18 protein-coding genes, 3 rRNA genes and 1 riboswitch are annotated in these 24726 nt (G+C 32.0%); of the genes, 6 read left to right on the top strand and 15 right to left on the bottom strand.

The features are described 5' to 3' along the window. Window positions 1-12: 12 nt before the first annotated feature. The 7 genes from ACTG45_RS02260 to ACTG45_RS02230 all read right to left on the bottom strand — a co-directional run bounded on the left by ACTG45_RS02260 (window position 13) and on the right by ACTG45_RS02230 (window position 8298). Complete coding sequence (locus ACTG45_RS02260) at window positions 13-2277, bottom strand: DUF3553 domain-containing protein (protein WP_479918002.1); 2265 nt, start codon at window positions 2275-2277, stop codon at window positions 13-15. A 254-nt stretch (window positions 2278-2531) separates the two neighbouring features. Next, window positions 2532-3350 (bottom strand): energy-coupling factor ABC transporter ATP-binding protein, encoded by an 819-nt coding sequence (locus ACTG45_RS02255; protein WP_479918001.1) that lies wholly within the window; start codon window positions 3348-3350, stop codon window positions 2532-2534. Beyond that, window positions 3343-4041: a cobalt ECF transporter T component CbiQ gene (gene cbiQ / locus ACTG45_RS02250; RefSeq protein WP_479919722.1), complete on the bottom strand. Its 699-nt coding sequence runs from the start codon at window positions 4039-4041 to the stop codon at window positions 3343-3345. Before cbiQ ends, ACTG45_RS02255 begins: the two co-directional genes overlap by 8 nt. Before the next feature lie 2 nt (window positions 4042-4043). After that, window positions 4044-4328: an energy-coupling factor ABC transporter substrate-binding protein gene (locus ACTG45_RS02245; protein ID WP_021382896.1), complete on the bottom strand. Its 285-nt coding sequence runs from the start codon at window positions 4326-4328 to the stop codon at window positions 4044-4046. Beyond that, window positions 4318-5070 (bottom strand): energy-coupling factor ABC transporter permease, encoded by a 753-nt coding sequence (locus ACTG45_RS02240; RefSeq protein ID WP_479918000.1) that lies wholly within the window; start codon window positions 5068-5070, stop codon window positions 4318-4320. Before ACTG45_RS02240 ends, ACTG45_RS02245 begins: the two co-directional genes overlap by 11 nt. A gap of 184 nt (window positions 5071-5254) precedes the next feature. Next, window positions 5255-5447: riboswitch (cobalamin riboswitch) on the bottom strand. A gap of 132 nt (window positions 5448-5579) precedes the next feature. Beyond that, window positions 5580-7355 (bottom strand): vWA domain-containing protein, encoded by a 1776-nt coding sequence (locus ACTG45_RS02235; protein ID WP_479917999.1) that lies wholly within the window; start codon window positions 7353-7355, stop codon window positions 5580-5582. 13 nt (window positions 7356-7368) lie between these two features. Beyond that, on the bottom strand, window positions 7369-8298 hold the full coding sequence (locus ACTG45_RS02230) for an AAA family ATPase (RefSeq protein WP_479917998.1): 930 nt from the start codon (window positions 8296-8298) through the stop codon (window positions 7369-7371). A gap of 395 nt (window positions 8299-8693) precedes the next feature. On the opposite strand from ACTG45_RS02230, the gene ACTG45_RS02225 reads away from it, so the two are divergent. From ACTG45_RS02225 to ACTG45_RS02215, 3 genes are read left to right on the top strand one after another with little or no spacing between them, the layout of a single operon-like run. Next, window positions 8694-9065, top strand: a complete 372-nt coding sequence (locus ACTG45_RS02225) for a GntR family transcriptional regulator (protein ID WP_021382894.1) — start codon at window positions 8694-8696, stop codon at window positions 9063-9065. Window positions 9066-9079: 14 nt separating this feature from the next. Continuing rightward, complete coding sequence (locus ACTG45_RS02220; RefSeq protein WP_479917997.1) at window positions 9080-9946, top strand: ABC transporter ATP-binding protein; 867 nt, start codon at window positions 9080-9082, stop codon at window positions 9944-9946. Continuing rightward, complete coding sequence (locus ACTG45_RS02215) at window positions 9934-10575, top strand: ABC-2 transporter permease (protein ID WP_479919721.1); 642 nt, start codon at window positions 9934-9936, stop codon at window positions 10573-10575. The genes ACTG45_RS02220 and ACTG45_RS02215 overlap by 13 nt, the downstream gene beginning before the upstream one ends. A 205-nt stretch (window positions 10576-10780) precedes the next feature. Here the strand turns inward: ACTG45_RS02215 and ACTG45_RS02210 are convergent, their stop codons facing one another. The 6 genes from ACTG45_RS02210 to ACTG45_RS02185 all read right to left on the bottom strand — a co-directional run bounded on the left by ACTG45_RS02210 (window position 10781) and on the right by ACTG45_RS02185 (window position 19735). Beyond that, window positions 10781-11389, bottom strand: a complete 609-nt coding sequence (locus tag ACTG45_RS02210) for a DedA family protein (RefSeq protein ID WP_479919720.1) — start codon at window positions 11387-11389, stop codon at window positions 10781-10783. A 168-nt stretch (window positions 11390-11557) separates the two neighbouring features. Next, a 5S ribosomal RNA gene (gene rrf, locus ACTG45_RS02205) occupies window positions 11558-11674 on the bottom strand. Window positions 11675-11788: 114 nt separating this feature from the next. Beyond that, a 23S ribosomal RNA gene (locus tag ACTG45_RS02200) occupies window positions 11789-14687 on the bottom strand. Between the two features lie 240 nt (window positions 14688-14927). Continuing rightward, window positions 14928-16430 (bottom strand): 16S ribosomal RNA (locus tag ACTG45_RS02195). The 16S, 23S and 5S rRNA genes sit together here, the layout of an rRNA operon. 532 nt (window positions 16431-16962) lie before the next feature. Then, window positions 16963-19347 (bottom strand): heavy metal translocating P-type ATPase, encoded by a 2385-nt coding sequence (locus ACTG45_RS02190; RefSeq protein ID WP_479919719.1) that lies wholly within the window; start codon window positions 19345-19347, stop codon window positions 16963-16965. Between the two features lie 22 nt (window positions 19348-19369). Then, the gene (locus ACTG45_RS02185) at window positions 19370-19735 is read right to left on the bottom strand and encodes an ArsR/SmtB family transcription factor (RefSeq protein ID WP_021382879.1); all 366 of its coding nucleotides are present in this window, start codon (window positions 19733-19735) and stop codon (window positions 19370-19372) included. 199 nt (window positions 19736-19934) lie between these two features. Between ACTG45_RS02185 and ACTG45_RS02180 the strand changes: the two genes are divergently transcribed. Next, the gene (locus ACTG45_RS02180) at window positions 19935-20807 is read left to right on the top strand and encodes a hypothetical protein (RefSeq protein WP_479919718.1); all 873 of its coding nucleotides are present in this window, start codon (window positions 19935-19937) and stop codon (window positions 20805-20807) included. A gap of 271 nt (window positions 20808-21078) precedes the next feature. Here ACTG45_RS02180 and ACTG45_RS02175 read toward each other — a convergent pair whose 3' ends face one another. Continuing rightward, entirely contained in the window at window positions 21079-21288 is a 210-nt protein-coding gene (locus tag ACTG45_RS02175; RefSeq protein WP_021382880.1) for a DUF6485 family protein, read from the bottom strand. 104 nt (window positions 21289-21392) lie between these two features. Here ACTG45_RS02175 and ACTG45_RS02170 point away from each other — a divergent pair, with 104 nt between their 5' ends. Then, on the top strand, window positions 21393-22316 hold the full coding sequence (locus ACTG45_RS02170; protein WP_479919717.1) for a helix-turn-helix transcriptional regulator: 924 nt from the start codon (window positions 21393-21395) through the stop codon (window positions 22314-22316). A 236-nt stretch (window positions 22317-22552) separates the two neighbouring features. Continuing rightward, window positions 22553-23338, top strand: a complete 786-nt coding sequence (locus ACTG45_RS02165; RefSeq protein WP_479919716.1) for an EFR1 family ferrodoxin — start codon at window positions 22553-22555, stop codon at window positions 23336-23338. A 235-nt stretch (window positions 23339-23573) separates the two neighbouring features. Here ACTG45_RS02165 and ACTG45_RS02160 read toward each other — a convergent pair whose 3' ends face one another. Beyond that, window positions 23574-24662, bottom strand: coding sequence for a hypothetical protein (locus ACTG45_RS02160; protein WP_479919715.1), 1089 nt, complete (start codon window positions 24660-24662; stop codon window positions 23574-23576). Window positions 24663-24726 lie beyond the last annotated feature (64 nt).

The raw sequence follows: 24726 nt of genomic DNA, 5'->3' as shown, positions 1-24726 counted from the left end.
TATTAACCTCCTTTATAAAATATTTAGTGTTGTATACTCTTTATTTATTTTTTTAATTCCCTGCTTGTCAAAAGCTATAGTAACATCTGTTCCAATTATGGATACTACTGTACCAACCCCAAATTTAGGATGATGTACTTTAGAACCAAGTTGTATATCATCTGGATTAGTTTCTTTATTAGAATCCTTTATCGTTGCATTAACTTTATCTGCCACTTTAGATTTACTTATAGTATTCATATACTTTTTAGTATATTTATCTAACATATTATAACTTGCTTTAGAGTAACTCAGCTCTTTTTTTACTTTGTACAGTCTTTCTATACATTCTTCTGGTAATTCCTCCATAAATCTTGAAGCTATTGCAACATTCGTTTTACCATATAATGTCCTCTTCTCTGTCAATGACATATACAACTCTTCTTTAGCCCTAGTTATACCAACATAACAAAGTCTTCTCTCTTCTTCTATCTGTGAATCACTTAGAGATTTTATGGCTCTTGATATAGGGAATAATCCTTCTTCCATGCCTATTAAGAATACTACAGGGAATTCCAGTCCTTTAGATGTATGAATTGTCATAAGAGAAACTCTATCATTGTCTTCTTCATCATTTGATTCAGACGTAAGTGCTATACTAGTTAAAAATGTCTCTAAATCTTTATTTTCATAATTCTCATCGTTACTACCTTCAAACTCCAAAGCTATAGATATAAATTCTCTTAAGTTATCAATTCTATCTTGAGCTTCCTCACCTTTACCAGTTAAATCTTTTTCATTTTTATTTCTTATCTCTACAAGCTCATCCATGTATCCTGTGGTATCCAAGACTTTTTCTATAAGTTTACTAACAGGATATACTTCTTTTATAGTTCTAAGAGTCCCTATAATATCAACAAATCCACTTATACTTGCTCTTGCTTTAGTAGATATATCTGAATTTGTCTCTATATCAATTAGTACTGAATATATACTCTCCTGCTTTAAATTAGCTCTATCTTCAATTTTTTCTATCGTTCTAAGCCCTATACCCCTTCTAGGTACGTTTATAATTCTTTTTATAGATATATCATCTTGTGGATTTTGAATAACTCTTAAATACGCCAATAAATCCTTTATTTCTTTTCTCTCATAAAATTTTGTACCACCATATATATTGTATGGTATTTGACTTCTATTTAAAGCATCCTCTACAGGTCTAGCTTGTGCATTTGCTCTATAAAGTACTGCGAAGTCTTTATAAGGTCTCTTCTCTTTTCTAGCTATTTGTGCAATTGAATCAGAAATAAAATCAGCTTCTTCTATTTCACTACCAGTTAATTGTATCTTTATAAGCTCTCCTTCTTTTTTTTCACTCCAAAGTTTTTTCCTTTTTCTTTCTATATTATTAGATATAACTTTATTAGCTGCATCTAATATCACTTGTGTAGACCTATAATTTTGTTCCAATTTTACAACATGTACATTATCGTAATCTTTCTCAAATTCAAGTATATTTCTTATGTCTGCACCTCTCCATCCATAAATACTTTGGTCATCATCTCCAACAACGCAAATATTTTGATGTTCTCTTGCTAATAATTTTATCAGCTCATACTGAGCTTTACTTGTATCTTGATACTCATCTACCATTATGTATCTAAATCTACTTCTATAATATGCAAGCACTTCTTCATTAGCCTTAAAAAGCTCTACAGTTTTAAGTATTAAATCATCAAAATCAAGTGCACTATTTCTTTTTAAACGGTCTTGATATAATGCATAAATGTCTGCAATCTTACTCATTCTATTATCTGCCATGTTGATATCTTTAAACTGTTTTGGAGTATAAAGCTTGTCTTTTGCTCCTGAAATGGCACTTATAACTGCTTTTGGCTCAAACACCTTATCACTTAAATTTAATTCTTTAAGACAGTCTTTAACCAATGTAACTTGGTCCGCAGCATCATAAATTACAAAACTCCTGTTGTAACCAATCTTATTTATGTCTTTTCTTAGTATACGAACACAACAAGAATGGAATGTACTTATCCACATTTCCTTAGTTTCAGAGCCTATATTTTGTTCAACTCTCTCTCTCATTTCATTTGCAGCTTTGTTTGTAAATGTTATAGCTAATATATTTGGTGGTTGTACACCTTTATCTTCTATAAGATATGCCATTCTTGTTGTTAATACCTTAGTTTTACCTGAACCAGCTCCAGCCAGTATAAGTACTGGACCCTCAGTCTTTTCTACTGCTTCTCTTTGAGCAGGATTTAATGTATCTAAATTCATATTTCTCCTCCTGTTAACAGCCATAAATATATTTTAATCTAAAATATGAATTACTTCAAATTATAATTATGTATTATACTAATAGATTATTTCCAATATATTACAATTAAATAACACTTTTCCACATAATTTATTTTACTACTTAATAAAAAAAATAACCTTATGATTTGGGGAATCATAAGGCACCTTTAAGGGGTCTAGGTTAAGGGTTATTATATATAAATCTATTTTTTTAAAATAGGTTTAGGGCTTAATTATTTGTTTGTATTAAGTTCTCTTTCTTTCCAGTACTTATACAAATCTTCTTCTTTCTTAAATAAAGGTAGATTCATATTTTTATGTATCTTTACTAACCATGGGGATTCTAAGCCAGCTTGTATAATGTTATTTTCATTTACAAATACGTCTTCTGCTTTTCCTTCATCAATTAAAATCCCCTTATCCAATACATATATGTAATCGCATATTTCATACATTAGATTCATATCATGACTGGATATTACTATTTTTATATTATCTTTATTCAATCCCTTTATTATATCTACAATAGACCTAGTACTTACTGGGTCTAAACCAGCTGTAGGCTCATCAAGCAATATAATTTCATTTTCCATTGCTATAACTGATGCTATTGCTACCCTTTTTTTCTGACCATAACTTAAAAAATGTACTGGTCTATCTATAAAATCTATTCCATTAACAGCTACTAGAGCTTTGTTTATTCTCTCTTTAATTGTTTTTTCATCTATACCAATATTTCTCATTGCAAATGCTATATCGTCGTATACTTTTGAATAGAAAATTTGTTTTTCTGGGTCTTGAAAGACAATACCCACATTTTTTCTAAGATTATACAAACTTTTTTTATCATATTTTAATTTTTCTTCTTTAAAAAGAATTTCTCCAGATGTAGGTTTTAATATACCCATTAAATTCATAAATAATGTTGATTTTCCTGAACCATTTGAACCTATTATACCTATAACATTTCCCTTTGAGAAATCCATATTAATGTTTAATAATGCATTAGCATTCTTTTCATATTGATAAGTTAAATTATTTATTTTAAACATCATTATCCCCTACTATGTGAAATTTACCATCATACAATTTTATGTCTAATGATATGCACATATCATCATACCTTGTCATAAGTCTTTTGTACAGCATACTTCCAAGAATTCCTAAGGATTTATATGAAGTTTTTAAATTTATGTACCCAAATCTTAGTTCTTGTGATTTATATATTTCTGAGAATTCCTCTAAAAATATGAATATAAACCTATATATTAACATTGATAATTCAACAAAAGTATCAGGCAAATGCATTTTTTTAAAGAAGAATATTAATTGATTAAAAGGTGTTGTAAGTATACAAAAATACACACAAGTCAAACAAGACATAGCTCTAAATAACACGTGAATAGACATGTCAATAGATGCTTTTGATATTCCTACATTGAAACTAAAAATTTTAAAACTGTATAATAAGTCTGCCTTATTAAAAGATATATTTACAAGAGTTATTCCTATACTAAGAAATAAAAAGTACATTGGTATTCTGAGTAATTTTAAATAATTCTTTAAATCTATTCCAGCCACACAAACAACTAAAATACTCATTAAAATCATAATTCCACTTAAAACAAATATATTTTTTATTACCATAGAAGCAATCAGAAAGATTACTCCTATGACTACTTTTTTATTTGGATTTACTTTACTTAATCTATTTGTATATGCATATTTATCAATTATAAGCATAATTAACTTCTCTTTCCTTTTTGAACACCTAATATGTATCCTATTACACCTGCACCTAATGCCGCTTGTGCAGAGAATAATAAACTTTCTATTTCTCCACTTGGTGGCTCATATGGACTACTAAACCATGGTTCATAATCTGGATTTATTTTAGTAATTTCACTTTCAGCTTCACCATCTGCTCCTCCATATTCAGCACCTGAGTTAACAAGTAATGGGAATATAATAAGAGCCACTACTAATAAAAGTAGTAATATATTAGTTTTCGTTTTTGTTTTAGCACTCATTAGCTTTAACTCCTTTATCATTATTTTCTAGTATGCTTTTTTCTCCATTTTCTGTAACTAAGTTATATACAATTACAGTAAGTATACCTTCTGCTATTGCTATTGGTATTTGAGTCATAAAGAAAATTCCTAAAAACTTAATTGCTGAAGCCATCACTCCACCTGATGGGTCTGGAAAAGCCAGTGCTAACTGTATCGAAGTTATCGTATATGTAGCCAAATCTCCTATTGCTGCTGCAAGAAATACTGGTATTGCATTATTTCCGTCTTTTTTCTTTAATGCTTTAAATATTAAGAATGATATAATTGGTCCTATAATAGCCATTGAAAAAGCATTAGCTCCTAAAGTAGTTATTCCTCCATGCGCTAATAGTAATGCTTGGAATATTAAAACTATAGTTCCAAGAACAAACATTACACTTGGTCCAAACATTATTGCTCCAAGACCTACTCCAGTAGGATGTGAACAACTTCCTGTTACTGAAGGTATTTTTAGTGCTGACAACACAAATACAAATGCTCCACATAGTGCTAATAATACTTTCTTTTTAGGGTCTTGCTTTACTATTTTTCCTATCGATTTTAGTCCTACTAAGAAAAATGGTATAAATATAACTCCCCATGCTATAGACCATTTTACTGGTAAGTACCCTTCCATTATGTGCATTGCATTTGATGTAACTGGAGTTAAAATGATTAACATAAGTGCAGCTATAACCCCTAATTTGATATTTTGTTTCATTTTACTATCCCCTCTCTCCCTTTTCTAATAATTAAAATATAAATAATACATGTCTGATTTATTTTAAAAATAAAAAAGCCTAACTCGATGGTTAGGCTTCTAATTTTTGACAATCCAAATACAAACACATAAAATAAACATATCTGTATAATTATTATAAGAAACTTTCTCCATCCCCGAAGAAATTACTTTAATATTTTAGGCAGGTCTCCTGACTTAGCTTCTTCCTACTCCTCTTCCTTCCCATGAAATATAAAAATATATCATCATAGTGGCTAACAAAAGTTTCGTCTGCATCACAGTAGCGGGGGCTGTAAAGGAATTTAACCTTTTTCCCTATTAATCTTGCTTGAAGAACCTATAATATTATATATTTAATTTTTAAATTATTCTTAAATCATTTTCTATATAAATCATTGTATACCTTTTCTGTGAAAATTTCTACATTTTTTACAGATTTTATTTGTTTTTATATTTTTATGTATATAAATTATTTTTTACAACTTTAATTAATTTCTAATTATCTTCTTCAAATACATTGAAACCACATCAGAAAATCTAGTTATATCTTTTGAATATATAAAATCATTTCCATATATTAATCTTTCAGCTTCAAGCTCTGATTCTTTCCCTGTAAATACTCCTAATACCAATATATTTTGTTTTCTAGCCTTTCTTACTTCATTTGCTGTATCTCTCAAACCAATTATACCTCTATAAGCTTTTTCTCCTCTTAAGGTTCTCTCACTATTTTTTCCTATCTTTACATCATTTGGTCTTCCATCACTAAGAACTATCAAAATTTTATTTTCTTCATCTCTATTTATTAGACCACTACATATGGATTTTATAGCTAAACCATCTCTATTATTACCCGCACAAAAGTATTCAAAGATATTTTCACTATTTTTTAAACTATCATCATAATCTTTAAATCTTTTTAATATTGTATAGTCTAAAAAACTAGAGAATCCCATAACTCTATTTGGTATACCAACTTCTGTTAGAGCATTTGCTATTATATAAGCCTGAATTGCTACATTTCCTTGATTTCTACTTTGAGAACCACTTGCATCCAATAATATATCAATAACATATTTCCCTTTTTCATTTTCTATATCTTTATAAAATATTTTATTATTATTACTTCTACCCACTCTCCAAGCTCTATTTGCTAATATAGTGCCACAATCAGAGTACACTCTAGTTTTAGCATTTTCTTCTATTAAAATTCTAGCTAAACTTTCTTTTAATCTTTTTATCTGCTGTCTATACATTCTAGCATGTTCTCTAAATTTTCCTAAATTATTTTCTTTTTGTCTTGTTACATATTTTAGTTGGAATACATTATTACACTCACTTCTAAGAACTCCATCCGTAAAGTGGATTCTACACCCTTCATGAACATTTCTACAGTTTTGTGTTTCAATCTTCTTAATTTCACCTTTACTCAAATAAGTTTTTCCATAATAATGTTCTATCTTTGAATATATTTTATTTGCAGTCTCTTCATCAACATATATAACTCTATCTGCTGAATTACTAGATTGAGAATCTTCAAAATCTCCCACTCCTTCTACAAGCATAGATGAAGATATAGAATCTATATCACTTTCAATAATATTTTCTTCTTCTTCACTATAAAGTTCTTCATACATAAAGTCAGCAAATGTATCAAAGTTTACTTCAACATCTTTTACATTATTTTCATCATATGTAGAACTACTTTCTTCTCCATTTAATATATATTCAAAATAAGTTAAATATATAACATCTAATGCTTTTAAAATCGCCATAATATCTTGATTTGTATCTACATTCCTTATGTCATTAACTATTCTTCTAGTCAAACTGTCTAATGCTGGATGCTTGTCCATATTATAAAGTACAAATGCATATTTAATTTTATCCATAATATTGTCGTTGTGTATTTTGGTAAAACGTGAAACAATATCTTTATAAGCATTTCTTCTTATATCTTCTATTCCTGGCCTATCTTTAATGGCTTTTTCTTCAACTATTGTATTTAATATAACTTGAATTAGACCCAATATAATATCTTTGTCATATCCTTTTCTAATTCTATTTGTAAGATATTTTTTAACTATATCCCAATCTACATACTTTCTTCTAGCTCCTGCAATTATTGCAAAATATAGACCTATTTCTTTTGATGAGTAATCTTTTTCTGATATGTCTATATTCTCATTGTAATCACCAGCTATTGTCCAAGATAAGTTATTAGCTCTATTTTCAAATTCATAATCATCATATATCCATTTCATAATCTCACCTATATTAAATATGACTTATTGGAAATACATCTGTACTCTCCCATTTATTAGGTATTCTAGTTTTAATTACATCTCCAACCATTTCTTTTTCATATATATCGAAAGTCTTTCCTGTAATCCCCATATTAATTGCAAGAGTTGGTTTCAAGCCTCTTCTTATAGCCTTAAGAGATGCCATAAGACCACGTAAGTCAATAGCTTTACTAGATATTTCACCATTTTGAGACTTCAATTGTAAATCTAAAAATATTCCTGCGAAATGCATTAATTTTTCTTCATTAGCATCTGAAAATTCATTTTTTAAAATCATCATTAACTTGTCTTCTTCTATAGGAGGAATATCTATTACCATAAATCTAGATACTAGTGCTTCATTAAGTTCTTTTGTTCCTGCATATTCATAATTCATAGTTCCAATAAATCTTGTTGCTGGATGTAGGTTGACTCTTTCATATCCAGGAACATCAATCAATCTTCTATAATCTAAAGCTGAATGTACCACAACTATAGCATCATTCTTTGCCATGTTAATTTCATCAAATACACCAAAGCCCCCATTGATGGCACATTCATAGACTGAACCCCTTCTAAGTTTAACTTCATTATCTATAAAAGTATCTGTACCTATAAGTGTGGAACTGTCTGTATTTATATGAAATGATGTATTCCATTGGGGTCTATTAAATATCTCACCCAAATTATCAGCAAGTAAGTTTTTTCCTGTTGCCTTTGGTCCTGATAATAATATATTTTCTTCTTCTAAAATAGCTGCTATACACATAGACAAAATATCTCTTCCATAAAAATAAGTTTTAGACTTTGTTACCCTGTATTCTAAATTTTTCTCTAGAGCATAATAACGTCTAAAATACAGTACATCTTCAATAAGTTTCTCATCTACCCCTTGTACCCTTAGATTATCTATTATATCCATATTCTTACCCCTTTTATATAAATAGTATTTGTTTCATTTCTTAACACCATTTTAGCATAAAAGGATATAAGCTAAAATCGATTTTATAAATTAATGATACCTCTTTCTCTATTTTAAAGAAAAAATCACCTGTAGATATATCTTATAGATTTTTTTACGGAAATAATTGAAAATTGTCAGGTTATAGCTTATTTCAATAGTCATATACTGAACTTTATAGATATATCTTATGATGGACAACCATACTGTATCTGTGAAAAATATACAATATATTGACCAATATATCAATTATTGCATTATTCTCTCTTTTATATTTATTATCTTGACAATACTTATTTATAAGCCTATACTGTACTTAACCAATAAGTACAATAAGTACAATATAGGAGGATTAAATGGAAATAATCATTAGCAACAGTAGTGATAAACCTATATATGAACAAATATGTTTACAGATTAAAAATCTTATAATGAATGGAACGTTATCTGCTGGTGAGATGCTCCCATCTATGAGAAGTCTAGCAAAAGATTTACATATAAGTGTAATTACTGTTCAACGGGCATATGAGGATTTAACTCGTGATGGATTTATTGAAACTGTCTCTGGTAAAGGTAGTTTTGTTTCTAGTCAAAATAAAGAGTTCATTCAAGAAGAGCAGTTAAGAATAGCAGAAGAATTATTACAAAAAGTTTCAGAAATTGGTCGTACACATGGTATATCTTATGAGCAAATGACAAATATTCTAAAATTATTCTATGAAGATTAAGGAGATGTGAAACTATGGAAAATAATAATGTTTTAGTTCAAAACTTATATAAAGATTTTGATGATTTTTCATTAAAAAATATTTCATTTCGGGTTCCAAAAGGTAGAATTGTTGGTTTTATTGGTGAAAATGGAGCTGGAAAAAGTACAACAATCAACTTGATATTAAATGAATTTGAAAAAGACGCTGGAAAAATTGAAATATTTGGAGTAGACAATACAACAGATTCAATTAAAAATGATATCGGTATTGTCTTTGATGAGTGTAATTTTCATGAGATTTTTACTGCAAAACATATTGGAAAAATCCTCTCTGGCATATATACATCATGGGATGATACGCTTTATAAACATTATCTAGAAAAATTCAATCTCCCATTTAAAAAACCTATTGGCTCATTTTCTAAAGGAATGAAAATGAAACTATCTATTATATGTGCCATCGCTCATAAACCAAAGCTTCTAATTCTAGATGAAGCAACAACTGGGCTTGACCCTGTTAGCCGAGATGAAATCTTGGATTTATTTTTAGAGTTCATCCAAGATGAGGAACACTCCATTTTCTTTTCATCTCATATCACATCAGATATAGAAAAAATTGCAGATTATGTAGTGTTAATTCATAAAGGAAAAATTGTTTTTGAAGAACAAAAAGATAACTTAATCTATAATTATGGAATTATTAGATGTGGAAAAGAAAAATTTAAAACTATCTCACAAGATGATTATCTTATTTGCAGACAAACAAATGTAAGTATAGAATGTTTAGTTGATAATAAAGAGACTACAAGAAGAAAATATAAGGATGTAATTGTTGATAGTGCAACATTGGAAGATATTATGCTTTTCTATATCAAAGGAGGAATATTATGCGAGGATTAATCTACAAAGACTTCTATCTCTTTTTAAAAAGTATTGATAAGAAACTTATTATAATTTCAATAGCGGCTATTATCCTTCTCATTATGAATATGGGAATATATGCTGGGCTAATGACTTCAATTATGTTTTCTATTACAATAGGTATGCAAAATATTATAAGTTTTGCAAGTGATGAAAATGTAAACTGGAAAAGATACCAATTAGCTATGCCTGTTAGTGGATATTCTGTAGTTGCAAGCAAGTATATTTCTGTTATATGCACATTGGTTTTCAGTTTATCTGGAAGCATTATATTTAGTTTAATGAGCAGCATTTTCTATAGTAATTTTGAAATCAATCTCTTGGGCTTATCTATCATTGCGTCAATTATTTTGCCACTTACTTGCACTGCTATTTGCTTACCTCTTACATATTGGTTTGGCTTCCGTTCAGCACAGACACTAGGATTACTTTTCGTCGTTCCTATTTTCTATTTCATCAAATATTTTGAGGATGGACCTGGATTTTCCGCTATTCCAACTTCAACACAATCCTATTTGTTAGTAACTTGCATCACAGTTATAACCTTATTCATTGTTTCTTTTGTAATAAGTGTACTTGGATATTCAAGAAAAAATAGCCATATATAAAAATAAAACTGATAATTAATTATATATTAATTACTACTTAATATGCTATTTCATTATTAAATTCAACATATTCACTACCTATTTGGCATTAAAAATCCCCGTTTCCACACTAGGCTAAAAACGGGGATTTTGATTATTAGAAATTAACTCAAGCATTTAAATCTTACAGTAAGTATAGAAAATAATGAGAAAATCTACTATTTTTTTATAATCTTATCTTGTGATGTTTTTTATGTATATATGACTTAATAGCAAACCCAATGATAATTATAGATATTGGTATAATTAGAACTAGGAATTTATAATCATTATAATGCGACATTATTTTTACCCAACTCTCTGAGAAAATATACCCAATACTAATTAAGGAAGTATTCCATATGGTAATTCCCACAAGAGATGATATTACAAAAGTTATAATATTTTGACCTGCTATACCTGCTATAAAAGATATGTATGTTCTACATAATGGAATTAATCTACATACACAAACAGAAATAGAAGAATATTTATTAAAATAGTCCTGAGATGCAAATATTCCTTTTCTTGCCTTTGGACATATCTCTACTATTTTATTTATGATAGATTTACCACCCCAATTTCCTACTGTGTAACAAAATATTGAACCAAGTATACCTGCAATTATACTTAAAATTAGAATTGTCAAAAATCCAAAATGATTTCTTGCAGCAATTGCTCCGCATAATGGTAAAACAACTTCACTAGGTAATGGAAAACAAGCATACTCAATCATAATTAATACAAATACAGAGATTAATCCATATTGTAAAATAAAACTATTGATTACAGACACTTACTTATCTATCTCCTTTCTTATTTAAAAGTACATATCTATAAGAGTTACACCCTATATTTAAAGAATCAATCTCTTTAAACTATTATATGTATTTATACAAAGTATTTATAACACACTTCAAAAATAGTACTTTAAAAATAAGAAACTTAATAAATAAAAAAAATTACGTGGCTACGTCCTACTCTCCCAGGCAGTTTCCCACCAAGTACCATCAGCGCTAGAGAGCTTAACTTCTGTGTTCGGAATGGGAACAGGTGTATCCTCTCTGCTATTGTAACCACATAATTTCTATGCTTAATATATCTATTAAGTTATTAGAATCTAGCAATACTAGTTTCTTTAGAGTTAGCACTCTAAAAACTACACATATATTTTACTGAATGGACATCAAATAATTTGGTCAAGTCCTCGACCTATTAGTATCGATAAGCTAAATACATTGCTGCACTTACACCTTCGACCTATCAACCAGATAGTCTTTCTGGGGTCTTACCCTTGCGGTGGGAAATCTTATCTTGAAGTTGGCTTCGCGCTTAGATGCTTTCAGCGCTTATCCATTCCGTACATAGCTACCCAGCCATGCCCTTGGCAGAACAACTGGTACACCAGAGGTACGTCCATCCCGGTCCTCTCGTACTAAGGACAGGTCTTCTCAAATTTCCTACGCCTGCGACGGATAGGGACCGAACTGTCTCACGACGTTCTGAACCCAGCTCGCGTACCACTTTAATGGGCGAACAGCCCAACCCTTGGGACCTACTACAGCCCCAGGATGTGATGAGCCGACATCGAGGTGCCAAACCTCCCCGTCGATGTGGACTCTTGGGGGAGATAAGCCTGTTATCCCCAGGGTAGCTTTTATCCGTTGAGCGATGGCCCTTCCACGCAGAACCACCGGATCACTAAGTCCGATTTTCATCCTTGCTCGACCTGTATGTCTTGCAATCAAGCTCTCTTTTGCCTTTACACTCTACGTACGATTTCCGACCGTACTGAGAGAACCTTTGAGCGCCTCCGTTACCTTTTGGGAGGCGACCGCCCCAGTCAAACTGCCCACCTGACAGTGTCCCAAGACCAGATTCATGGCCTATGGTTAGAGTCCCAGTACTACAAGGGTGGTATCCCAAGGATGGCTCCGCCAAAACTGGCGTCCTGGTTTCAAAGCCTCCCACCTATCCTGTACATGTAGTACCAAGACCCAATGTCAAGCTACAGTAAAGCTCCATGGGGTCTTTCCGTCCTGTCGCAGGTATCCGGCATCTTCACCGGAATTACAATTTCACCGAGTCTGTTGTTGAGACAGTGCCCAAATCGTTACGCCTTTCGTGCGGGTCGGAACTTACCCGACAAGGAATTTCGCTACCTTAGGACCGTTATAGTTACGGCCGCCGTTTACTGGGGCTTAAGTTCACTGCTTCGATTGCTCTAACAGATCCCCTTAACCTTCCAGCACCGGGCAGGCGTCAGCTCCTATACATCGTCTTGCGACTTAGCAGAAACCTATGTTTTTGGTAAACAGTCGCTTGGGCCTATTCTCTGCGGCCACCAGATGGTGGCACCCCTTATCCCTAAGTTACGGGGTCATTTTGCCGAGTTCCTTAACAACAGTTCTCTCGCGGGCCTTAGGATACTCTCCTCACCCACCTGTGTCGGTTTGCGGTACGGGTACCTTTAACCTCGATAGAGACTTTTCTTGACAGTGTGAAATCAGCTACTTCGCTACTAAATTTCGCTCCCCATCACATCCCAGCATTATCAAAGCGGATTTACCTACTCTGACTGCCTCAATGCTTGGGCACACATAACCAACAGTGTGCTTAGCTTATCCTACTGTGTCATCCCATCTCTCAAACGGTTATCGGTAGTACAGGAATATCAACCTGTTGTCCATCACCTACGCCTTTCGGCCTCAGCTTAGGTCCCGACTAACCCAGGGCGGACGAACCTTCCCCTGGAAACCTTGGGTTTACGGCCTGTGGGATTCTCACCCACATCTCGCTACTCATGCCAACATTCTCACTCCCATACTGTCCACATGTCCTTACGGTCATGCTTCAACCCGTATGGGAAGCTCCCCTACCCATCATTACTGATGCCGTAGCTTCGGTAGTAAGTTTTAGCCCCGGAAATCTTCGGCGCAGGATCACTCGACCAGTGAGCTATTACGCACTCTTTGAATGAGTGGCTGCTTCTAAGCCAACATCCTGGTTGTCTGTGCAATCCCACATCCTTTACCACTTAACTTACATTTAGGGACCTTAGCTGACGATCTGGGCTGTTGCCCTTTCGACTATGAATCTTATCACCCACAGTCTGACTCCCAAGTATAAGATGACGGCATTCGGAGTTTGATAGTCTTCGGTAGGTGCAATACCCCCTAGGACATTCAGTGCTCTACCTCCGTATCTCTCACCTTGAGGCTAGCCCTAAAGCTATTTCGGGGAGAACCAGCTATCTCCGGGCTCGATTGGAATTTCACCGCTACCCACAAGTCATCCCCGAGCTTTTCAACGCTCGTGGGTTCGGACCTCCACGAAATTTTACTTTCGCTTCATCCTGCTCATGGGTAGGTCGCCCGGTTTCGGGTCTACGTCAAGTAACTGAACGCTCAGTTAAAACTCGCTTTCGCTACGGCTCCACACCTTAAGTGCTTAACCTTGCTACTTAACGTAACTCGTTGGCCCGTTCTACAAAAAGTACGCGGTCACACAAGAAATGTGCTTCCACAGCTTGTAAGTGCAGGGTTTCAGGTTCTATTTCACTCCCCTCCCGGGGTTCTTTTCACCTTTCCCTCACGGTACTATACGCTATCGGTCACTAGGTAGTATTTAGCCTTGGAGGGTGGTCCCTCCTGCTTCCCACAGGGTTTCACGTGTCCCGTGGTACTCTGGATCATACCTAAAGAATTATTATTTTGACTACAGGATTATTACCTTCTATGATGAGTCTTTCCAAACTTCTTCGTCTATAATGACCTCTTATATATGGTATGTCCACAACCCCAATAAAGAAAACTTTATTGGTTTGGGCTCATCCGCGTTCGCTCGCCGCTACTTACGGAATCGAATTTCTTTCTCTTCCTTCAGGTACTTAGATGTTTCAGTTCCCTGAGTTCCCCTCATTAAGCTATGTATTCACTTAATGATACTTAGACATTACTCTAAGTGAGTTTCCTCATTCGGAAATCTTCGGATCAAAGTTTACGTGCAACTCCCCGAAGCTTATCGCAGCTTATCACGTCCTTCATCGGCTCCTAGTGCCAAGGCATCCGCCCTGCACCCTTAATAACTTGACCAGTTAAAAAGGTTTGATAGATTAAAGTCTATCAACTTGATAATTTTTAAAAGTTATCAGCTTTATATATTACAAATTAGATGTCATATCACTAAATATATATGCAGTTTTTAAGGTGCTAACGCACGTCGCCAACAAACAAACTTCGCATGTGCTCAGCTTATTCTGTTGCTTAAAGTGCTAATTTTGAGTATTCGTAAAAACGAACCCTCAAAATTAAACAGTAGGCAATTCTCCTTAGAAAGGAGGTGATCCAGCCGCACCTTCCGATACGGCTACCTTGTTACGACTTCACCCCAGTTATTGATTCCACCTTCGACGACTTCTTCCAAAAGGTTAGATAATCGGCTTCGGGCGTCTCCAACTCCCGTGGTGTGACGGGCGGTGTGTACAAGACCCGGGAACGCATTCACCGCAGCATTCTGATCTGCGATTACTAGTAACTCCAGCTTCATGTAGGCGAGTTTCAGCCTACAATCCGAACTGAGAGTAGCTTTAAGGGATTAGCTCCACCTTACGGCTTGGCAACCCTCTGTACTACCCATTGTAGCACGTGTGTAGCCCTAAGCATAAGGGGCATGATGATTTGACGTCATCCCCACCTTCCTCCAGGTTATCCCTGGCAGTCTCTCTAGAGTGCCCAACTTAATGATGGCAACTAAAGACAAGGGTTGCGCTCGTTGCGGGACTTAACCCAACATCTCACGACACGAGCTGACGACAACCATGCACCACCTGTCACCAATGTCCCCGAAGGGAAGTCTCCGATTAAGGAGATGTCATTGGGATGTCAAGCTTAGGTAAGGTTCTTCGCGTTGCTTCGAATTAAACCACATGCTCCGCTACTTGTGCGGGTCCCCGTCAATTCCTTTGAGTTTCACTCTTGCGAGCGTACTTCCCAGGCGGAGTACTTAATGCGTTAGCTGCGGCACCGAGGGGGGTAACCCCCGACACCTAGTACTCATCGTTTACAGCGTGGACTACCAGGGTATCTAATCCTGTTTGCTCCCCACGCTTTCGTGCCTCAGCGTCAGTTACAGTCCAGAGAGCCGCCTTCGCAACTGGTGTTCCTCCTAATATCTACGCATTTCACCGCTACACTAGGAATTCCACTCTCCTCTCCTGCACTCAAGTCTCCCAGTTTCAAGAGCTTACTACGGTTGAGCCGTAGCCTTTCACTCCTGACTTGAAAGACCGCCTACGCACCCTTTACGCCCAGTAAATCCGGATAACGCTAGCCCCCTACGTATTACCGCGGCTGCTGGCACGTAGTTAGCCGGGGCTTCCTCCTCAAGTACCGTCATTATCTTCCTTGAGGACAGAGTTTTACGACCCGAAGGCCTTCATCACTCACGCGGCGTTGCTGCATCAGGCTTTCGCCCATTGTGCAATATTCCCCACTGCTGCCTCCCGTAGGAGTTTGGACCGTGTCTCAGTTCCAATGTGGCCGATCACCCTCTCAGGTCGGCTACTGATCGTCGCCTTGGTAAGCCGTTACCTTACCAACTAGCTAATCAGACGCGGGTCCATCCTGTACTGGCTCACCTTTGATATTTAAGAGATGCCTCTCAAATATGTTATCCCGTATTAGCATACCTTTCGGTATGTTATCCGTGTGTACAGGGTAGGTTACCCACGCGTTACTCACCCGTCCGCCGCTCTTTACCGAAGTAAATCGCTCAACTTGCATGTGTTAGGCACGCCGCCAGCGTTCATCCTGAGCCAGGATCAAACTCTCAAATAAAAGTTTATCAGGCTCAGATACTATTGTTATCAAAATATCTGGCTTTATGGTTTGTTTCTTGTTTTATAAATTAACCTACTGTTTAATTTTCAAAGTTCATTTTTCATGCTTGCCCTTTTCTTAAGGACAAGTAATACTATATCACCTTAAAAATAATCCGTCAACACTTTTTCAAATTATTTTTTTAAAATATTTACTTTTTTATATTATCCAGTTTACTGAATAGTAGTTATATCATATAATTAGAAACTTTTTATATATATTTTTTTTTATAAAATTATAATTACTAATCTACACATTTGTAATTCTTATTTCTTTATATAAGCTTAGTAATACACATGAATCACCTATATAAGTTAAAAAATATACTACATAAGAACATTAAATCAAAATAATCGGTATAGATTTATATACAAATAAAAAGTATCAATAGGTTCAAAATAAACTTATTGATACTTTTATTTATAATTATATACTTCACTATTATATTACTATATGTTTTTTAATAATAGTATATATCTATATTTATACTTTATCTCATAGCTCTCATAGCATTTAATACTGCTATAAGCGCTACTCCTACATCAGCAAATATAGCTTCCCACATAGTAGCTATACCTCCAGCTCCTAATATCATAACTATAATTTTTACTCCTAAAGCAAATATTATATTTTGCCATACTATTTTATTAGTCTTGTTTGCTATCTCAATCGCTTTAGATATTTTACTAGGTTCATCTGTCATAAGCACTACATCTGCCGCTTCAATGGCTGCATCTGAACCTAAACCTCCCATTGCTATACCAACATCAGCACGAGCTAGTACTGGAGCATCATTTATTCCATCACCTACAAAAGCTATTTTTTCTTTTTCAGTTCTTCCTTCATATAAAGATTCTAATCTATCAACTTTTTCATTAGGAAGTAAATTTGAATAAACTGTATCTAATTCTAATTCTTTAGCAATATTTTTTGCTACTTTCTCATTATCTCCAGTTAACATTACAACTTCTTTTATTCCTATTGATTTTAAACTTCTTATAGCATTTTTACTATCTTCTTTTACTTCGTCAGATATAACTATATAACCTCTGTACACTTTATCAACAGCAATATAGACTACTGTGCCTACTTCTTTAGCTGGTGAATAGAATATATTTTCCTTCTTCATAAGTTTCTCATTACCTGCTAGTATAAGTTTTTCATTATATTTTACTCTGATTCCATAAGCTGCTATTTCCTCATAGCTATCTATTGTATCTAAATCAATTTTTTTATTATAGTAACTTAATATAGATTTAGCTATTGGATGGTTTGAGTTTACTTCTGCAATAGCTGCAAATTCTAGTAACTCTTCTTCTGATATACCTTCAGGATTTAACTTAGTTACATTAAATACACCTTTAGTAAGTGTTCCTGTTTTATCAAACACTACTGTATCTACACTTCTTAAAGCTTCTAAATAATTACTTCCCTTAATAAGGATACCATTTTTAGATGCAAATCCAATTCCACTAAAGAAACTAAGTGGTATTGATAAAACTAGCGCACAAGGGCAAGAAACAACCAAGAATATCAATCCTCTATACAACCAATCACTAAATACTTCACCTGAGATTACAAGGGGTGGAACAAATGCTATCAATAAAGCAGCTATAACTACTATTGGAGTATAATATCTTGAAAATTTAGATATGAAGTTTTCTGTTTTTGATTTTTTAATACTAGAGTTTTCAACAAGGTCAAGGATTTTTGAAACTGTTGATTCTCCAAAACTCTTTGTAACTTCAATACTCAACAAAGCATTCTTATTTATAACACCAGATAAAATTTCATCCCCTTTTTCAACTTCTCTCAATACTGATTCACCTGTAAGTGCAGAGGTATCTAGCATAGAAATACCATCTACTACAACACCATCTAGTGGCACTTTTTCACCAGGTTTTACTACTATTATATCACCCACATTTACTTCTTCTGGTGACACTACCTTAACTTCAGAATTAACTTTCAGATTTGCATAATCTGGTCTTATTTGCATAAGTGAAGTTATAGACTTTCTAGACTTACCAACTGCAACACCTTGTAAATACTCTCCTATTTTATAGAATAGCATAACCCCTACTGCTTCTGATAGTTCTCCTATTGCTAACGCTCCAACTGTTGCTAGAGCCATCAAAAAGTTTTCATCAAATACTCTTCCCTTTGATATATTTCTTATTGCTCTTAAAAGTACATCGCCACCTACTATTACATAAGCAACTATAAATACTATATTACTAAATTGACTCTCATAACCTGTAGCTGTTTGATATATACCAAAGATATATACGAGAGCTCCAATTATAAGTGGAATTAATTCCTTCTTATTTGTATCATTTACAGTTCCTGCTTTTTCAGTACTAGATTTTACTTTGTCAGTAGACTCTACTTGTATATCAATCCCTGGCTCTGTAGAATCTATTATTTCCTTTATTTTGCTTATAACATTATCCTCTTCAAAATCATTAAGTATATTTACTGTAAGTTTTTTATTTACAAAGTTTAAGTTAGAAGATTCAATTTCTTTTAATTTAGAAACTTTATTGTTAATCTCTTCTGCACAATGCGCACAGTTTAAGCCTCCTAATATAAGTTCTTTTTTAATTGATGTCTTATTAGATGAATTTCCTTTAGAACTTATTTGTATATCAAGACCTGGTTCTGTTGAATCTATTATATCTATTATCTTTTCTATAGTAGTATCTTCATTAAAACTATCTTCTATATTTACTGTAAGTTTTTTATTTATAAAATTTAGGTTGGAAGACTTAACTTCTTGTAGCTTAGAAACTTTATTATTAATCTCTTCTGCACAGTGTGCACAATTTAAGCCTCCTAATATAAATTCTTTTTTAATTATATTGTTTGCTTCCATATATGTTCACTCCTCTCATTTATCATTTATAAGTCTCTCTAATATGGTTTAATCCACAATCAAATATTTGGCTTATATGACTATCATCTAGTGAGTAATACACTGTTTTTCCTTCTCTTCTAAACTTTACTAACCTAGCCTGCTTTAATACTCTAAGTTGATGAGATATTGCAGAATGAGTCATATTTAATAAACTCGCTATATCACATACACACATTTCATTTGCAAATAATGCATATAATATCTTTACCCTAGTAGTATCTCCAAACACTTTAAATAACTCTGCTAAATCATATAGCATTTCTTCATCTGGCATAGTTGATTTAGCTTCTATTACTATTTCTTCGTGTATTATATTACAATTACAATCATTTATCTCTTCTCTCATTTTTAATCCTCCGTCATTTTAATATATGAATAACTGTTCATATGTTCATTATATGCTATCATTTCTGAATTTGCAACAATAATTTTTATTTATTTAATAATAATTAGAATGCACATATTATCACCTTTTTTAATATATATATTATTAGAATAAGTTTTTGTAAACTTTTTTATAGTTTTCTAGGAGGTGCAAGTTTAATATGAGTAACAAGAAAAAAAAGGATTTAGACACTAGTTACATGCCTTACTTAGACCCAGCTAACTATGCAGATTATATTACTAACGAAGAAATTCCCCAAGATGAATTGAGAAATGACCCACAAATTTCTAATGGTTATACAAAACTACCTAATAATCAGAATGTAAATAATATTTATTCTAACAGCGCAAATAATTATCCTAAAAGCAGTAATTCTCCAAACAACTTGCCTAACACAAATAATACATCCGGAAATATGAATTACAACACATCTGCTACAAATAATATGCCTAATAACATGAACTATAATGCATCTAATAACATGGGTATGCCTAACAATATGTCTGGTAATATGAACAATAATAACATGGGTATGCCTAATAATATGTCTGGTAATATGAACAATAATAACATGGGTATGCCTAACAATATGTCTGGCAATATGAACAATAATAATATGGGTATGCCTAATAACATGTCTGGCAATATGAATAATAATAACATGGGTATGCCTAATAACATGAATAATAATATGGGTATGCCTAACAACATGTCTGGTAATATGAATAATAATATGTATGGTAATACTGGTATGCCTGGAAATATGAACAGTAATATGGGATATAATATGAACAATAACATAAATAATACTATGGGTATTCCTAACTTCTCATGTAATCAAAATATGCCTCCTAATGTACTTATGATGATACCAGGTGTCATATGTCATAATACAATGCAAGGTATGCCTGTAGTTATGCCTAGTACTATGCCTCCTAGTATATATCCTACTCCTTATGGTTCTAGTAATATGTCTATACAAGGAATGCCACAAAGTACTAATATTGAAGAATTTGATGAGGAAGAAATGTAAAATATTTTTATTTTTTAAGTAATTTCAAGTAAATTGTATAAGACATCAATAATTGGCAATAATAATAAATGTATTCCTCATAATATTCCCCCAATATTATTATAGGTATAGAGAGTTGACTGAATATATTTTTATTCGGTCAACAAATATTAACATAATCTAATAAAATAAATATAAAAAAATCAGATAAAATTTAGTTTTATCTGATTTTTTTAGTTAAAGTTAGATTATTGAAATCAAATCACTATTAATAAAATATCACTATATACTATTATTTGCCTTTGTGCTTATGAAAGTATCTCACAAAGCCTTCCATTGAATAATCAGTTACATCACTGATATCCTCATTAACTATACCAAAAAAACAAGCTGGCATTTTCTTCTTTTCTAGATTATCAATAATACATGAATCACACCCTTTATCATGATTTTTTGGATTCCTTGGGCATTTGTCAACTGGACAAGTACAAAAATGTTTCATAACATCTCCTCCTTTTTTAATATTTAAATACTTACTTTGTTATAATACCAGCATAATGTTGACATCTATATGTCATACATCCTATAATTATTTTGGGTGATTATATGAAATTAGCAAGAATGTTATCTATTGTTATGTTATTATTGCAACATAATAAAATAAGTGCATCTTCTTTAGCAGATATATTTGAGGTATCAAAACGAACAATATACCGAGATATTGAAGCAATTAATGCTGCTGGAATACCTATTGTGACCCACATGGGAGCTAAAGGAGGCATTGCTATTATGGAACAATACAAGCTTGAAAAAGGTCTATTTACAGTTTCTGATATTACATCTTTACTGACTTGTCTTGACAATTATCCATTATCAAATGATGATATTATATATACCATTGCAAAGATAAAAGGTCTACTACCAAGTTCACAAATAAATGATATTAAAATGCAGACAAATAAAGTTTTTATAGACAATACACCTTGGCAAGGTATACAAGTCATACCTGCACATATTAAAGAATTAAAATATGCATTAGAGAAAAACCATTATGTAGAATTTCAATATACTGATAGCACAAATAAAAAAAGTAAAAGAATTGTAGAACCATACAGATTAGTTTTAAAACAGTCTCTTTGGTATTTACAAGCTTTTTGTATCTCAAAAAATGAATTTAGAATATTTCGTTTGTCACGTATGGATTCTCTTACCATTCAAGAAAAATCTTTTGTTTCTAGAGAATTTAATTATGAAAAGTTAGATAGCCCAAAAGAAATTGAGCATAAAATTAAAATTAAATTAAGAGTTGATGAAACACTTCTAGGTTGGATGGCCGATTTCTGTGGAGAAGAAAATATTACACCATGTGAAAATAATAAGTATATTGTAAATTTTCCATTTATCAATAATGATTATGGTTATGGTCTTATTCTACGTTTTGGAGATAGATGTGAATGTATTGAACCTGAGTCAATACGTAAAGAGTTGATTCATAGAGCACAGAATCTCTTAAAACAATATCTAAAATAAATACTTTATATATTCTCTATGTTTTATTTAAGTTTAAATCGATATCTTAACTTGTTAAGATAAAATATTGTACATTAGAATCTTATTAATTATATAAGTAATACCTCTATATAAATATATTCTTCTACCTTGAAAATACTAGCGATTTAAATATTTTTGTCCTTCTATTAACTTAATTAGTTCTATGTTATAATGACTCTAACAAGTGACTATTTTATTTAATAGGAGGTATTACTTTGAATAAGTTATGTATATTTTACTTTTCTGGAACTGGCATGACAGAATATATAATTAATAAACTAAAGCAAGAATTGGAAAGTCAACAATTTTGTGTCGAATGTACAAAAATTGAAAATATTAAAAAATCTAAAATTCATTTAACATCATATAATATGGTAGGAGTAGCTTACCCTGTACATTCCTTTAATGCACCTCAAATTGTATTAGACTTTGTAAAAATTTTGCCTAACACACATTCTATGGATACATTTATAATACATACGGCTGGTGAAGATAGTTATGTAAATTATGCTTCATCAAATTTATTAATCAAAAAATTAGATGCTAAAGGTTTCAAAGTATTTTATAATAAATTAGTTGCTATGCCATCAAATTTTATGGTCAAATACGATGACACAAAAACAAGAGAGCTTATTGATAAAGCAGATAAAGAAATAACTAATACTGTACATAATTTAATTAATCGAATTTCATACCTTCCAAATAGTAGCACTTTAGTAAAAACACTATCCTTTATTGGTAGGTCAGAATGGTATGGAGCCCATATCTTAGGTAAGTTTTTTTATGCAAAAAAAAATTGCATACACTGTTCTAAATGTGCCAACAATTGTCCTAAACACAATATAAATGTTACAAAATATAAGGTTAAATTTAATTGGAGCTGTTGCTTATGTATGAGGTGTATTTATAATTGTCCTGAAGATGCAATTGATATACATCAACCATTTAAATTTATCCATTTTGACAAATGGTATGATTCTAACCTATTCACAAAGAAATAGAGATACCTAATGTTTTACAAATCAACCCATATATCTAAATAAATACTAAAAATTAATATTGGTCGATAATATAAGGAGAATTATAATTTTTTTTATTTTTATAATAAACTGTATAAAATTTTAATAATTGACCACAATAATAAATGTATTCCTCATAATATTCCCCCAATATTATAGAAATTAATTTAAGCGAGATTAAATTCAGTTAATCTCGCTTAAATAATGTCCAAAAATATTATTCCAAAAAATCATCAAAATCTATTGAACCTGATTCTGCAAAATCATATAACGCATTTTGTTCAAAGAAAAACTTTTCTTCAAACTTGATATATTTACTATAGTTAGATTGACTTATCTCATTAATATAATTGCAATCATTTTCATTATAAGTACCAATAAAAAGTTTATTTCCCATTAAGTAATATATAGCTTTCATATCATTATTTATTATATACACATTTTCTTTGACATGGTCATTATTAAAATTAAATCTAGTAAAAAATATACCTTCATTCATATAGCTTTTTAGTAAAAATGGATTCTCTTTATAAAATATTTTTGCAAATTCCTCAGACGAGTTTACACTATACACACTTACAAATTCATTTTTAGAAATCTCATCAAATACCTCAAAATCATACATAGGTTCTTTATCTGTTACCAACAGAGAATTGATTTTAAAACCTGTTTCATTACATTTACTTATACAAAAAGCAATTTTACATGTATAATACCCATCATTATCTTCATATAAAGCTTCACTTATATATCTACCTTGCCCTTTATCACTTACTACATTTTTAAGCAATGTACCATTTATATTTGTAATATGCATATTTGCAATCTCATCACTTCCAGAAAAATATCTCAGACTTTCTCTATCCCAAGCTATAAATCGCATAGTCATGTAGTTTATAAACTCAACTTCTTCATCAACTCTTTTGCATATTTTATTATATAATTTTTCTATAGCTAAATTTGTTTTATAATTTTTTATAATATCAATATACTCACTTTTATCTCCTGGTAATAATTTGTCATAGCAAAGATTCTTATTTCCAAAATAAGATACTAAAAACAATGATTCATCCTTTGTTAATTCAACCCTATCTGAGCCAAATCCACCCATTAATCTTTCTTCTTCCATATAAGCTTCTTCTTGTGTTGGATTTGTTAAACTTACATAATCTGCCAAACCTAATCCCTCTGCATCTAATAGAAAATATTGACAGAAATGATTATTTTTATCATCTATCCAATTTATTATAAGACCTAAACTACCCATAAGTCTAGAGTTCGTAGCCTTTGCAAAATTAAAATTCATATAATCACATCCTTTAGACTTTAAAATATTTGTTTTTTAATATATAAATTATTATACATATATT

Source organism: Clostridioides sp. LIBA-7602 (assembly GCF_056688945.1).
The sequence above is the reverse complement of the archived record's forward strand: the minus strand, read 5'-3'. Positions and strand labels throughout refer to the sequence as shown.